Origin of the sequence: Burkholderia sp. WSM2230, from assembly GCF_000472445.1 — a bacterium.
Classification (GTDB): Bacteria; Pseudomonadota; Gammaproteobacteria; order Burkholderiales; family Burkholderiaceae; genus Paraburkholderia.
Genome location: NZ_AXAJ01000019.1, coordinates 95,619 through 108,781 on the forward strand (window position 1 = coordinate 95,619; position 13,163 = coordinate 108,781).

Annotated in this window: 11 protein-coding genes and 1 pseudogene; 4 read left to right on the top strand and 8 right to left on the bottom strand. The window is 62.6% G+C overall.

Annotated features, from left to right (window positions below):
* Window positions 1-4 precede the first annotated feature (4 nt).
* Both A3AC_RS0126490 and A3AC_RS0126495 read right to left on the bottom strand, forming a co-directional pair.
* Window positions 5-793: an oxepin-CoA hydrolase, alternative type gene (locus A3AC_RS0126490; protein WP_025602446.1), complete on the bottom strand. Its 789-nt coding sequence runs from the start codon at window positions 791-793 to the stop codon at window positions 5-7.
* Entirely contained in the window at window positions 790-2,346 is a 1,557-nt protein-coding gene (locus A3AC_RS0126495) for a 3-hydroxyacyl-CoA dehydrogenase (protein ID WP_025602447.1), read from the bottom strand. The genes A3AC_RS0126490 and A3AC_RS0126495 overlap by 4 nt, the downstream gene beginning before the upstream one ends.
* A gap of 127 nt (window positions 2,347-2,473) precedes the next feature.
* Between A3AC_RS0126495 and A3AC_RS0126500 the strand changes: the two genes are divergently transcribed.
* Window positions 2,474-3,121, top strand: coding sequence for a glutathione S-transferase family protein (locus A3AC_RS0126500; RefSeq protein WP_025602448.1), 648 nt, complete (start codon window positions 2,474-2,476; stop codon window positions 3,119-3,121).
* 121 nt (window positions 3,122-3,242) lie between these two features.
* Here the strand turns inward: A3AC_RS0126500 and A3AC_RS0126505 are convergent, their stop codons facing one another.
* Both A3AC_RS0126505 and A3AC_RS0126510 read right to left on the bottom strand, forming a co-directional pair.
* Window positions 3,243-4,415: a pyridoxal phosphate-dependent aminotransferase gene (locus tag A3AC_RS0126505; RefSeq protein ID WP_025602449.1), complete on the bottom strand. Its 1,173-nt coding sequence runs from the start codon at window positions 4,413-4,415 to the stop codon at window positions 3,243-3,245.
* Between the two features lie 269 nt (window positions 4,416-4,684).
* Window positions 4,685-5,161: pseudogene (locus tag A3AC_RS0126510) on the bottom strand (putative toxin-antitoxin system toxin component, PIN family); the annotation flags it as partial.
* A gap of 57 nt (window positions 5,162-5,218) precedes the next feature.
* Here A3AC_RS0126510 and yaaA point away from each other — a divergent pair.
* Together yaaA and A3AC_RS0126520 are read left to right on the top strand one after the other, a co-directional pair.
* Window positions 5,219-6,001, top strand: coding sequence for a peroxide stress protein YaaA (yaaA, locus tag A3AC_RS0126515; protein WP_025602451.1), 783 nt, complete (start codon window positions 5,219-5,221; stop codon window positions 5,999-6,001).
* A 49-nt stretch (window positions 6,002-6,050) separates the two neighbouring features.
* Window positions 6,051-7,205, top strand: a complete 1,155-nt coding sequence (locus tag A3AC_RS0126520; protein ID WP_025602452.1) for a M14 family metallopeptidase — start codon at window positions 6,051-6,053, stop codon at window positions 7,203-7,205.
* 215 nt (window positions 7,206-7,420) lie between these two features.
* On the opposite strand, the gene A3AC_RS0126525 is transcribed toward A3AC_RS0126520, so the two are convergent.
* The 4 genes from A3AC_RS0126525 to A3AC_RS0126540 form a co-directional block, all read right to left on the bottom strand.
* Window positions 7,421-8,053, bottom strand: coding sequence for a BspC domain-containing protein (locus A3AC_RS0126525; RefSeq protein ID WP_025602453.1), 633 nt, complete (start codon window positions 8,051-8,053; stop codon window positions 7,421-7,423).
* A gap of 197 nt (window positions 8,054-8,250) precedes the next feature.
* On the bottom strand, window positions 8,251-8,925 hold the full coding sequence (locus A3AC_RS0126530; RefSeq protein ID WP_025602454.1) for an energy-coupling factor ABC transporter permease: 675 nt from the start codon (window positions 8,923-8,925) through the stop codon (window positions 8,251-8,253).
* A gap of 110 nt (window positions 8,926-9,035) precedes the next feature.
* A complete protein-coding gene (locus tag A3AC_RS0126535; protein WP_025602455.1) occupies window positions 9,036-9,914 on the bottom strand; it encodes a helix-turn-helix transcriptional regulator in 879 nt (292 codons plus the stop codon).
* 205 nt (window positions 9,915-10,119) lie between these two features.
* Window positions 10,120-11,334: a DUF2863 family protein gene (locus A3AC_RS0126540; protein ID WP_025602456.1), complete on the bottom strand. Its 1,215-nt coding sequence runs from the start codon at window positions 11,332-11,334 to the stop codon at window positions 10,120-10,122.
* A 269-nt stretch (window positions 11,335-11,603) separates the two neighbouring features.
* Between A3AC_RS0126540 and A3AC_RS0126545 the strand changes: the two genes are divergently transcribed.
* Window positions 11,604-12,734 (top strand): AI-2E family transporter, encoded by a 1,131-nt coding sequence (locus tag A3AC_RS0126545; protein ID WP_025602457.1) that lies wholly within the window; start codon window positions 11,604-11,606, stop codon window positions 12,732-12,734.
* Window positions 12,735-13,163 lie beyond the last annotated feature (429 nt).

Sequence of the window (13,163 nt, forward strand, 5' to 3'; positions counted from 1 at the left end):
TCGCTCACTTGTAGACGGGCGCGCGCTTCTCGAGGAAAGCGGAAATGCCTTCCAGCCCGTCTCGATGATGCAGCGAAGCGACGAAGTTATCGCGCTCAGCAACAAGGTGCGTGGAAAGCGGTTGCGTGCCGGCCGCGCAGACCAGGGTCTTGATGCGCGCCACCGAATTAGGTGAGAGCTTGCCGAGTTCGTCGGCCCATGCGACAGCGGCGTCGCGAGCGGTGCCCGGCTTCGTCAGCTTGTTGACGACGCCCAGTTCATGCAAACGCGCCGCGCCGATCGGCTTGCCTTCGATCAGCACTTCCGTTGCCAGCTGGCGAGGCAGCGCCTGCGCGAGAAACCATGAGCCGCCGCCGTCCGGCGTGAGGCCGACGCGTGCATACGACATCACGAATTTGGCGTCTTCGGCCGCGACGATCAAATCGCATGCAAGCGCAAGCGAAAAGCCGGCGCCTGCTGCGGCGCCGTCGACGGCGGCAATCACCGGCTTCGACGAGAAGCGCAGCGCCGAGATCCATTCGGCCAGCAGATCGATGCTTTGCGCCTGCACGGAAGGATCTTTCGCGCGGTTTTCCAGCAGACGGTTCAGGTTGCCGCCCGCGCAAAAAAAGTTGTCCGCGCCCGCAATCACAACGGCGCGAATAGACGGATCGCGTTCCACCGAATCGAGCGCTTCGATCCCGGCTGCGTACATGTCGGGATGCAATGCGTTCCGCGCGCCCGGATTGGACAGCGTCAGGACGAGCGTCGATTCGCTTTCGGCCGGGCGCGAGGTGAGCAGTTCAGCGCTCATGGTTGGGTCTCCGTGTGGTTGTCGGCGGCGTCGCACTGAGTCAGCGACATGCCCAGTTGCGCGCGGCGCGCGAGCCACGGCGAGGGCCGGTAGCGCGGATCGCCGAGCACGTCGAACATGTTGCGCAGAATGGTGAGGATGGTCTTTGCCCCGAGCGCGTCGCCGAGCGCAAGCGGCCCGCGGGGATAGCCGAGGCCGAGCATCACGGCGAGGTCGATGTCTTCCGGCGACGCGATCTGCTTTTGCGCGATGTCGCAGCCGATGTTGATGATCGTGGCCACCACGCGTTGCGCAACGAAACCTGTCGAGTCGCGGATGACCGTGACCGCCACGCCGTCGGCGGCAAAGACCGCGTGGCCCGCATCGCGCATGGCGCGCGTGGTCGCGGGCGTGGTCATCAGCGTGCGGCGTTGCGCGCCGACGAGCGGAAAGAGCGCATCGATTGCGACGACGCGGCTCGCATCGAGTGCTTCGTCGACGGCGGCCGTGGTGGCGTCGTGACCGAACGGCGTTACCACGATCAGCGAGTCGGCTGCGGGCGTCGCGCCCTCGTCGAGCTTCACGCCGGCTTTGCCGATGAGTTCCACGACGGCTTCATAGGCTTGCGGATAGCGCTTGCTGACCCACACGCTTGCAGGCAGCGCGGTAGGCGCGGGCGCTTCCGCGGCTGCTTGCTGCTTGCCGTCCTGATAGCGATAAAACCCTTCGCCGCTCTTCCTGCCCAGCAGTCCGCCCGCGAGCCGCGTGCCGGTAATGGGCGAGGGCGTGAAGCGCGGCTCTTCATAGAACTGATGGTAGATCGACTCCATCACCGGATGCGAGACGTCGAGTGCGGTCAGGTCGAGCAGCTCGAACGGCCCGAGGCGAAAGCCCGCTTGCTCGCGCATGATCCGGTCGATGTCGATGAAGCTCGCCACGCCTTCGCCGGCCACACGCAGGCCTTCGGTATTCATGCCGCGGCCTGCGTGATTGACGATGAAGCCCGGCATGTCTTTCGCGCGTACCGGCGTGTGGCCCATGCGCCGCGCGAGGTCCATCAGGGCGTCACCGGCCTCGCGGTCGCTGCGCAAGCCGTCGATTACTTCGACGACTTTCATCAGCGGAACGGGATTGAAGAAGTGATAGCCGACCACGCGCGTCGGATCGGTACAGCCGGCGGCGATTGCCGTGATGGACAGCGACGAGGTGTTCGACGCGAGCACGCAGCGCCCGCTCACGACGGTTTCCAGTTCGCGAAAGAGCACCTGTTTTGCGTCGAGTTTTTCGACGATTGCCTCTATCACGAGATCGCAATCCACCAGTTCGCTGATCGCATGCGCCGCCTTGACGTTGGCGAGCGCGGCGAGCGAGCGTGCGTCGTCGAGTTTGCCTTTGGCCGTGAGTTTGGCGAACGTCTCGGCGAGGTAGTCGCGTGCGGCTCCGATTGCAGCCGGATTGGCGTCGTAGAGGCGCACGTTGAGCCCGGCGAGCGCCGCGATCTGTGCAATCCCCCGGCCCATTGCTCCGCTGCCGACAATGCCGATAGTTTCGATGCTGCTATAACGAGAGGTCATTTGAGTTGCTCGACTCCATGGTTATTCTAGAATGGCACGCTCGTGCAATTTACCTCATGTTTGTCCGGCGAGCGCCGCATCTGCGCGGACCCGCGGTTTCATCTACCGAAGAAGCAAGGAGACAACGATGATCAAGCTCTGCGGGTTTGCGCTTTCCAACTACTACAACAAGGTGAAGTTCGTCTTGCTCGAACACGGCATCGAGTTCGAGGAAGTGTTTGTCGAGCCGAGCCAGGACGAGGCCGTGCTCGCCCACTCGCCGCTCGGTAAAGTGCCTTACTTGCAGACGGAAGAGGGCGATCTTTGCGAGTCGCAATGTATCGTCGAGTATCTGGCCGCGCGCTTTCCCGACAAGCGGATTTTCTCCGCCGATGCGTGGGAGGCAGCCAAGGAGCGCGAGTTGATCACGTTCGTCGACGTGCATCTCGAACTGACGGCGCGCAATCTCTACAAGGAAGCGTTTTTCGGCGGCACAGTGACCGACGCGACTAAGGGCCGCGTTGAGAAACTGCTCGCGCATCACATCGCGGGCTTCAGGCGGATCGCGAAGTTCGCGCCGTATTTGCGCGGCGAACGGTTCAGTGTCGCGGACGCAGCCGGATATGTGAGCTTGCCGCTTGTCGGCATGGCGACGCAGGCGATATACGGCCGCGATTTTCTGCTCGACGCCGGTGTGGACTGGAAAAGCTATGTGAAGGCGATCAACGGGCGGCCTGCCGCGCAGCGCGTGACTGAAGACCGCAAGGCTTATATCGCGGCATCGCGTGGGGCTTGACTTCTCGCGCGGCAAACCACAACGCGCGGCATGAAGCGGGCCGCGGCGCCCGGCGCACCCGCTAGCCGCTGCGCGCGATGGCGAGGAACGTAGGTTCGTTCGCAGCATCGCGCGTGGTCTCCTAAAGTCGCGCCAGCCGTTCGAGCGCCGTGGCGAGCGTGCTTTCCTGCTTCGCAAAGCAGAAGCGCACCACGCCCGACTCGTGCGCCTCGTGATAAAACGCCGAAACCGGAATGGCCGCGACGCCGATCTCACCCGTCAGCCATTGCGCGAACTCGGCTTCGGGTAGGTCGCTGATGGCTGAATAATCGACGCACTGAAAGTACGTGCCCGTGCAAGGCAGCAGCTTGAAGCGCGAATTGGCGAGCCCGGCGCGAAAGAAGTCACGCTTTCTCTGATAGAACGCCGGCAATTCCAGATACGGCGCCGGATCTTTCATATATTCGGCGAGACCTATCTGCATCGGCGTGTTCACGGTGAACACATTGAACTGGTGCACCTTGCGGAATTCCGCGGTCAGCGCGGCCGGCGCGGCCACATAGCCGACTTTCCAGCCTGTCACGTGATAAGTCTTGCCGAAGCTCGACACGACGAAACTGCGCTGCGCCAACTCCGGATAACGCGCCACGCTTTCATGCGGCGCGCCGTCGTAGACCATGTGTTCGTACACTTCGTCGGAGAGAATCAGCACGTTCGTGCCGCGCACGATGTCTTCCAGCTTGCGCATGTCTTCGGCGCGCCAGACAGTGCCGGTCGGATTGTGCGGCGTGTTGATGAGCAGGAGTCGTGTTTTCGGCGTGATTGCGGCGGCGAGCTTGTCGAACGGAATCGCGTAGTCCGGCGCCTCGAGCGTGACGAATACCGGCTTGCCGCCTGCCAGTTCGATTGACGGAAGATAGCTGTCGTAGGTCGGCTCGATCACGATCACTTCGTCGCCAGGATGGACCGTGCACAGGATCGCGGTCAACAGTGCCTGGGTCGCGCCCGCCGTGACCGTGATTTCGGTGGTGGCGTCGTAGCGGCGGCCATACAGATCGGTAATTTTGCCGGCGATCGCTTCCCGCAGCGGCGCGGCGCCTGCCATCGGCGGATACTGGTTGTGGCCGTCGCGCATTGCGTTCGCGACCGCCTCCACGATGCGCGGATCGCAGCCGAAGTCGGGAAAGCCCTGGCCCAGATTCACCGCGCCTTTTTCGGCGGCGAGCGCGCTCATCACGGTGAAGATCGTGGTGCCGACGTTCGGCAGGCGCGAGGGGAACGAGGGACTCATGGGCGTGTCGTGCGGTGCATTCATGGCGCTGTTCGGGCGGTGCGGGTGAGTGGGCGAAGGCATCGTTTTCAAACCGGCGAAGCCTGATTGTAGGGAATCCCGGCGCTGCGTGCGCAATCGCGGTGTGCCGTTGGCCGGGAGGCCGTGCTCCGTCGGCCGCGAGGCACGGCTTATACCAGGCTTTGCACGGCCGCCGCCGCAGGGTTTGTCGAGCCGCCGGGCGCGTTCTCGGGCGAGTTGCCAGGCGCGTTGGCAGGCGAGCTGTCCGGCGAGTTGGCAGGCGAATCACCATGCGAATTGCCCGGCGAATCGGCCAGCAAGGCGGCGAACGGCGCCGGTTGTGCAATCTGAAAGCCAAAGTCGCGCGCGATCCGCTTCGCGAGCTTCAACACGGCGCGATCTTTCGAAATCAGCCAGTGCGCCTGAGCGGCATGCGCCAGTTCGAGGAATTTCTGGTCGTCGCGGTCCTTGCATTTCGGCAGCGGCTGCGCGTCTTCTGGTTGTGCCGCGAGCTCGACAATCTGCGCGAGCCGTGCGACGACCGCCAGTGCGGCGGACTTGTCCACGTTACGTTCGACGAATTGCGGATAGTCGAGCACGTAGGTCAGTTCGGCGAGGCAGCGCGCATCGATCAGCGCCGAGAGGGCGCCGCTTTCGAGCGCGGCGCGAATGGGCCGCGTGTGCGGATCGTCGAACACGAGGATGTCGATCCAGACATTGGAATCGAGAACGACGCGCAAAGCGCCGCGTGAGGCATGGGAACCGGGCATTCGTTACAATCTGGCTTTCGTCTTTGACCGCCAGGCACGGCGTGCCTGCAAGCCTCTATGATAATCGTTCTGTCGCCGGCGAAATCGCTCGACTACGAAACCCCGCCTCACGTCAAGAAGCACACTATCCCCGATTTCATCGACGATGCCGCCGAACTGATCAGCGGTCTGCGCCGTTTGTCGCCGCAACAGATCGCTTCGCTAATGAGCATTTCGGACCAACTGGCGCATCTCAACTTTGAGCGCTATGCACAGTGGTCGCCGCGCTTTGGCACCGACAACGCGAAGCAGGCCGTGCTCGCGTTCAATGGCGACGTGTACGAGGGCTTCAACGCGAAGACCTTGTCGTCGTCGGATCTGGACTTTGCGCAGAACCATGTGCGCGTGTTGTCGGGGCTTTATGGTCTGCTGCGTCCGCTGGATCTGCTGCAGCCGTACCGTCTGGAAATGGGCACGCGTCTGGCCAATCCGCGCGGCAAAGACCTCTACGCGTTCTGGGGCGAGCGCATCACGCACGCCTTGAACGGGCAATTGAAGAAGCGCGCTGCGGGCTCGCGCGTACTCGTGAATTGCGCGTCCGGCGAGTATTTCAAGTCGGTCAAGCCGAAGCTGCTGGAAGCGCCGGTCGTCACGCCGGTGTTCGAGGACTGGAAGGGCGGGCGCTACAAGATCATCAGCTTTCATGCAAAACGCGCGCGCGGTCTGATGGCGCGCTACGCGGTCGAGAACCGCCTCGACAAGGCCGAGCAACTCAAAGCGTTCGACTCGGAAGGCTATGCGTTCGACGCTGAAGCGTCGAACGATTCCACGTACGTATTTCGCCGCCGCGTCGCTGAATAGGCAGCGTGCGGTCCGGCGGCGTGCCGCCCATCCTGCAGGGAACCCAATCATGAGTTTATCGATTACGAGCAACTTCGACGCGGGCGCGATCGAGGTGCTGTCCTGCGCGAAGGCCGCGGACATCCGCCTGCGCGTCAGGCCTGACAGTCACGCGGAATTTGCGCAGTGGTTCTACTTCCGCCTCTCCGGCGCGGCGGGCGAGCGCTGCTTGATGACGTTCGAAAATGCGGCGGCGTGCGCGTTCGCCGAAGGCTGGCGCGACTACCAGGCTGTGGCGAGCTACGACCGCGTGAACTGGTTTCGCGTGCCGACGTCCTACGACGGCCGTGTGCTTACCATCGACCACACACCGCAGTTCGACCGCATTTATTACGCGTACTTCGAGCCGTACAGCGAGGAGCGGCACTCCGAGTTTCTCGGCGCAGTTCAACAGATGCCGCAGGCCACGCTGACCGAACTGGGCACGACTGTCGAAGGCCGGCCGATGTCGCTGCTCACGCTCGGCACGCCGCAAAGCGGCAACACGCCGAAAAAGAAGGTCTGGCTGATCGCGCGGCAGCATCCCGGCGAGACCATGGCCGAATGGTTTATCGAAGGGCTCGTGAAGCGGCTCGTCGGCTGGGGCGATTGGGCGGGCGATCCGGTCGCGCGCCAACTTTACGAGCACGCCGTGTTCTACATCGTGCCCAACATGAACCCGGACGGCAGCGTGCGCGGCAACCTGCGCACCAACGCGGCGGGCGCCAATCTGAATCGCGAGTGGATGGAACCGGACGCCGCGCGCAGTCCCGAGGTGCTGTTGGTGCGTGACGCGATTCACGCAACCGGCTGCGATCTGTTCTTCGACATTCACGGCGACGAGGCGCTGCCTTACGTGTTCGTGGCCGGCTCCGAGATGCTGCCGGGATTCACGGAGCGGCAAGCGCAGGAACAGAAAGCGTTTATCGAAGCATTCAAACAGGCGAGTCCCGATTTTCAGGACAAGTACGGTTACGCCGCGAGCAAGTATCGCGAAGATGCGCTGAAGCTGGCTTCCAAATATATCGGCAAGGAATTTGGCTGCCTGTCGCTGACGCTGGAAATGCCGTTTAAGGACAACGCTAACTTGCCCGACGAGCGGGTAGGCTGGAACGGCGAGCGCAGCGCCTCGCTTGGCGCGGCGATGCTGCAGGCCATTTTGCGGCACGTGCAGACGTTTGCCTGATTGGCGACCTTGAAGAAAAGGCACACACTGAGCGCGTGTGTGCCTTTCTGAGTTGACGGGTTTGCGTCAGTCATGGGCCGGGTGATGCACGCCGCGTCAATGTTCTGCTGACGCTCGTCGAAAATCGGCCCGTCTTGCTCGATTGCTCGCCGCGCTATTGGCAAACGACGTAATGCAGTGGTCGTGGAGCGCATGCAGTTAGACGCTTCTCTCGCCTAGTGCTTCTTCTTCGCCAACGTTTTGTTGCTCGACGATTTGCTCGAGGAGCTTTTCGAAGACTTGGCGGTGCTCTTCTTCACACTCTTGCCGCTTGCCGCCTGTTTGCCCTTGCCCCCACGATGCTTGCCCGACGTCGCTCGCGACGGAGAATGGTCTGCGCTGCGCGCCGCTCGCGCAGGAGGCACCGGGTCGTTCCAGCTGAACGCGAGCATTTGCGAGCCGACATAGCCGCAGCGGAATTTCAGGTCGGCTGCATCGCCTGCGCCGTTCGGGCGGATGCCGAGTCCTTCGACAGTGACGATGTTGTCGACCTTGACGCGTTGCTTGCCCTCGTCGAACGAATCGTTCCACGGTGTGATCGAGGCGTGCGCGCTGTCGAACGAGCTCGGCGGAAATTCGACGTGGTCAAAGGCGGTAGATGTGCTCGCGACGAAATTGCCATGTGCGGCGCAATCCGCCACGAGCGGATCGGCGCGCATTTCATTGACAAATTTGTTGACGAGATCGTTGTGCTGTTCGAGTTGGTCGGCGAATGCGGGCACGCTGCAGGCGAGCGAGAGGCTCGCTGCGAATCTTGCCAACCGGCCGACCAGCCGCAGCAATCGGCGCGGTGCGTTGGTGCAATCCATCAAGTTCGTTAGACGCTAATGAGACGTGAGGCACGTAAGATGCCTGGCGATACGGTTGAGTTCAATCGTGTCGCAACTATTTTTCGACTGCCGTTTTACTGCTACTTTGCTGGCGTTGCGCATGCTGAATATGCGGTCACGCAATCTGCGCGATACGCTTACTTGCACGCGCGCCGCGCATGCAAGCTTGCCCGCGCTCACGTGCGCGGTCCGCCGAGCCGGTATCGTCGAACATCATAAGTGGTGACCCATGCAGGACGATAGACGGCGATCAATGCCGTGGACATTCCCGTGAACCATGCCTCGCCCGTAGCCAGCAAAAGCACGCTGAGCGCGTAGCCCGCAGGCACGACCGTAGGCGAGCCGCCAGCAAGCGCAACGTGAACGCCAAGCGCCGCAGCCGCCGTGAGCGACACTGCGATAGCCGGCGACACGAAACCCTGGCCGAAGATGAACATGAAGAGATTGCGGGGCAGCCACGCAATGCTGGCCCGCTGAAGCAACGTGGAGATGCCGACCGGCACGGCGCCGAACACAAGGAAAGTCAGCGCGATGCCTTGCCATGGTGCGTCGAAGATCAGGCCCGCGAGGCCCGTGACCACCGCCATTGCAATCAGCGCCAATGCCCAGTCGAACAGCGTGACGACGAGCGTGGCGCCCAGCAGATGCATGACGGTTCCGTCGTCGAGCCATGCGTTGCTTGCCCACAGCACCGACACAGCGACGATGATGGCCAGCCAGACATGCTGCAACGTGCCGTCCTGAAGACGTTTGAAAGGGTTTTTCCACAGCGCGAGCGCGACCACTATCGCAGTGACGATCCAGCCACCGACAGCGACCCAGAACGGAAGCGGTGTGTAGAGGAAACCCATGAGTCTCATATTACTCGTTGGACGACAAAACGTGTGAGCGGATTCCATGCCAGCCGGTGCACGCACCGGCAGAAATCGCGCGTCACGCTACCCGCGCGCGGTGCGTCACCTCAGGAGGAACTTTCCGCGACGGGCTCGGACGCAGGCCCGGAGGCGACCTCTTCGTCATAGGCCGGGCTTGGCTCCGCTGCCATCGGCAAGGGCGCGGCCGTGTCGTTAGCCGACACCGGGTATTCAAAAGGCCGCTGTGAGGCGCGCCGCAGCGGCACCGCACCGGCTTGACCCATGACCGGACGCAGCAGGTTTTCGCCTTTGTTGCGCAGTACTTGCAAATGGTTGGTCAGCCAGCCGTTGTAAAGCGCGACCGCGGCGGCGCGATTCGGCGCGCCGAGCTGCTGGAATATGCTCGTCAGATGGATCTTGACCGTACCCTCGCTAATGCCGAGCGTGCGCGCAATCATCTTGTTGGTGCTGCCCATGTGGACGCAGCGCATGATCTGCTCCTGGCGGGGCGAGAGTCCGTTCGACAACCTCGCGCGGCGCGGCGGCGGGTTCTTTTCGTCGAACGGCCGGATGGCGGTGTCGGCCGGCAGCGGCGGGTCGAGCGGCAGCGCGCCGGAAGGCACATAGTGCCCGCCGAGCAGCACCATTTCGAAGGCGCGCACGATCAGGCAGGGATCGGTCTCGCGCGCGACCACGCCCCGCACGCCTTCGTCCATGAGCTCGCCGACCACTTCCGGCGAAATCCTGTCGGTCAGCACGGCGATGCGCAGATCCGGGTAATGGCTGAGCAGGTGCCGGACATCTGCGACCGACATCCAGTCCTGCCAGTCGATCACGAGCAGGTCGGGCCACTGACGCTTGAGCCCGCGTTCGACCTGGCGCCAGTCTTGTGCTTCGTTAAAGCGCGCGAGCCGGTTGATCTGCCGTAACAGCGCTTTGAGGCCGTCGCGTCGTTCCGCGTCTGAGTTGAGTATCGAGAATCGCATGCATGTCTCCAGATGAATCGGGCGAATTGGCGCGATGCATTCGCCAGGCGTTGGGCCGGGCGTTGCGATGCGTCGCCGTGACTATGATGACAAATTCCCTTCGATTTGACGGCCTGTCCAAAAGGCATAGGAGGGATGAGGCATAAAAAAGCCCCGCACACGGCGGGGCTTTGGCAGGGCTGCAACGTGCCGGCGGCGGGTTTCTCTAGTGGAAGTGCGGCTGCGCGGGCTCGGCGTCTTCAGGCATTTCGGCATGGACGATTTCTCCAAGCGGGTCCGCGTACAAGGGCACGCCGCAGTCGTCGCAATATTCTGGCTCGAAGCGGCCCGCGTGGCGGCGCACGTCCGTGACGCCGGTTTCCTTCAGCAACGCGACGATTTCTTCGAGCGGTGCGTCAGGCGCGGCGGCTTCCTGCGGCTCTTCGTCGCTGCCGGCTTCGCCGTTCTCACGGCCGTAGAGCGGCCATACGACACCGTAGATCACGTCGTTGCTGCCGCGGCGCGTGAAGCCGACGCGGTATTCGTCAATGCGGCGCTCGCCGAAGCCGGCAACCACCGCGCGCAGGTCTTGCGGGGCCGCGCCAATTGTGTCGAACAGATAACGCACGGCGGTCCGCACGGTGTGAGGGCGTACGCGTTCGTCCGCGTCGCGGCACGCGGAGTAATACGCATCGGGCAGCAGACACTCAAATTCGCAGCCCGGCAGAACAAGCGAAAGGTTCGCTCCGCCTTGGGTTGCCCACTGCTCGAGACATTGGCCGCGCTCGATCCGGCTGCCGTGTTCCTCTTCCTGCCAGCGGAAGGTCGCTTCGCCGACTGGCGCGGCCACTACCGCGAGTAAAAAGCGGGGGTCGGCGAGAATCGGCGAGGTCTCTGGCAGTTCGCCGAAATTCAGCTTGAGATTGCCGCCGGCCATGGCGGCTTGCGCGAGCTGCTGCGCAATGCGCCAGGTTTCGACGTGATGGCGCGGCAGCTGGTCGATGCTGTACAGGAACGGAGCCATGGCGACGCGCGTGTTGGCCGCGAGCACATGCGCTTGCAGATGCGCGCGCAAGGCGTCGGCCGCGTCAGCTTTGAGCGGACCGGACGGGATCATGTAGCGGGTCCACGCAAGGACCGGCGCGGCAATCAGCAATGCCTCATAGGACACGCCTTCATGCTCGATGACGAACGACTCGCTGTGCGTTTCGGCCATGTCGGCGAGTGCACCGTAGGCATCGGGATGATTCTGCTGCAGATGGTCAAGCGCTGCGTCGAGCGTGGTCTGGTTGGCGTTGCGCACTATCCTGGCCAGCAGCGCGTCGAGCTTCGCTTCCCAGAAGCGGTCTTCGGTGCGGCTGCCCGACGCGAAAAGCGCGAGCGAAAGACCGACAAGCTTGTCGGCATCGGGGGGGAGACGTTTGGCGATTCGCGAGCGCATAAATCCGGAAGTTTGGGGTGCACAGAACCTTATATTCTAGTCGTTTCCGTGGCGCCATATTGTTTGGCGCGCAGCGCCTGAGCGATTAGGACGTTTCGACGCGAAAAATCAGACTGCCGGTGTGTGTCCGACCGACCTCGCGTCGCAACTTCGTCAAATAATATAAGACGGCAGGTGGGCGGAAGTCGCTTCTATATACTGACCGCTTTTTACGGGCGCCGAAATGCGCCCGGGCCGCTCGCCGCGGTCTGGCGCAACGGGAGATACATGTGAAATCCGACCAATTGATCGAACGTCTTGCGGCGGTGTTTGCGCTGATAATCCTGGTGGGCGGTTCCTTGCTGGTTCTCGCGCCATTCACGACAGCTCTGCTGTGGGGTGCGATTCTCAGCTACAGCTCGTGGGGGCTCTACCGGAGACTGACGGCGGCAGTTGGCGGAAGGCGCAGGTGGGCCGCAACGTTGATGGTGCTCGTCATCCTGATTGTGGTGCTGGGACCCTTCGTCTACGCGGGTTTTGCGTTTGGCGCGCACGTTCACGACATAGTTGCGCTCGTCCAGCGGCTGTTCGAAGCGGGATTGCCTGACCTGCCGCCGTGGGTGGCACGGATTCCCGTGGTCGGTTCAAGCATCCAGACTTTCTGGGAAACGCTGACAAGCAGCAATTCCGAGCTGATTGCACAGTTGCGGACCCTCGCGGCGCCGGCCGGCAAGTGGATACTTTCCGCGGCGATTGCCGTCACGCACGGTCTTGGCCTGCTCGCGTTAAGTATCGTATTGGCCTTCTTCTTTTACACCGGAGGAGAGGGGGCGGGCGCCTGGCTGAATGCGGGCATGCGACGTATCGCGGGCGAGCGCGCCGACTATTTGCTGGCGCTGGCGGGCAGTACAGTCAAGGGTGTGGTGTACGGAATCCTCGGCACTGCGCTGGTTCAGGGAATTCTCGCCGGCTTCGGCTGCTGGATCGCCGGTGTGCCGGCACCGGCGTTATTGGGACTGGCGACGTTCTTTCTTTCGGTGATACCCGGCGGCCCGGTGATCGTATGGCTGCCCGCGGCAATCTGGCTGTATCACGGCGGCGCAACGGGGTGGGCGATCTTTTTGGTGGTCTGGGGCGTGCTGGTCGTCGGCATGTCGGACAATGTCATTAAGCCGATTCTCATCGGCAAGAACAGCGATATGCCGTTGATCCTCGTCATGTTGGGTATTCTCGGCGGCGCGTTTGCGTTTGGCTTCCTTGGCGTTTTCATCGGACCGACGTTGCTGGCGGTTGCGTACACGGTGCTGCATGATTGGACCATCGGGGCTCCCGCTGCCGGTGCCTTGGCGCCGGACGCAAAACCGCCTGTCGCCGGAGAGCCTGTCGCCGGAGAGATAGGCCGCGTAAAAAAGACGCCGTGAATTAATGCAGATTGGGCTTGCAAGGCGTCGCCCGTCTCGCTAGAATCTCGCTCTTTCGTGCTCCGGACGCCGGGGCACGGGAAGCGGGAAAGCCAGTAGTGGCAAGGCTTCCGGCGGTGGCGGCAGGTTCAGGCAGTAGCAAAAACCTGTTGACGGCGCAGCGGAAGTTCTGCATAATCCCGCTTCTCTGCTGCTGATGCAGCGACGCAGAACGAAGCAGTGCCGGGTAGTTTGAAACAGGCGCTTGCGGAGTATGCGGACCGATCTTTAAAAACTAACAGCCGATAAGTGTGGGCGCTTGATGCGCGACGCGAGCCGGGTTCTTCGGAGCCGGGCGTTAAAGCGAAAGTATCAAGTCTCACACAGTAATGAAAGGAAGGTTTTTCTGTCGGAAGATGGAGAGATCATTCGTCAGTACGTTGAGTGAGC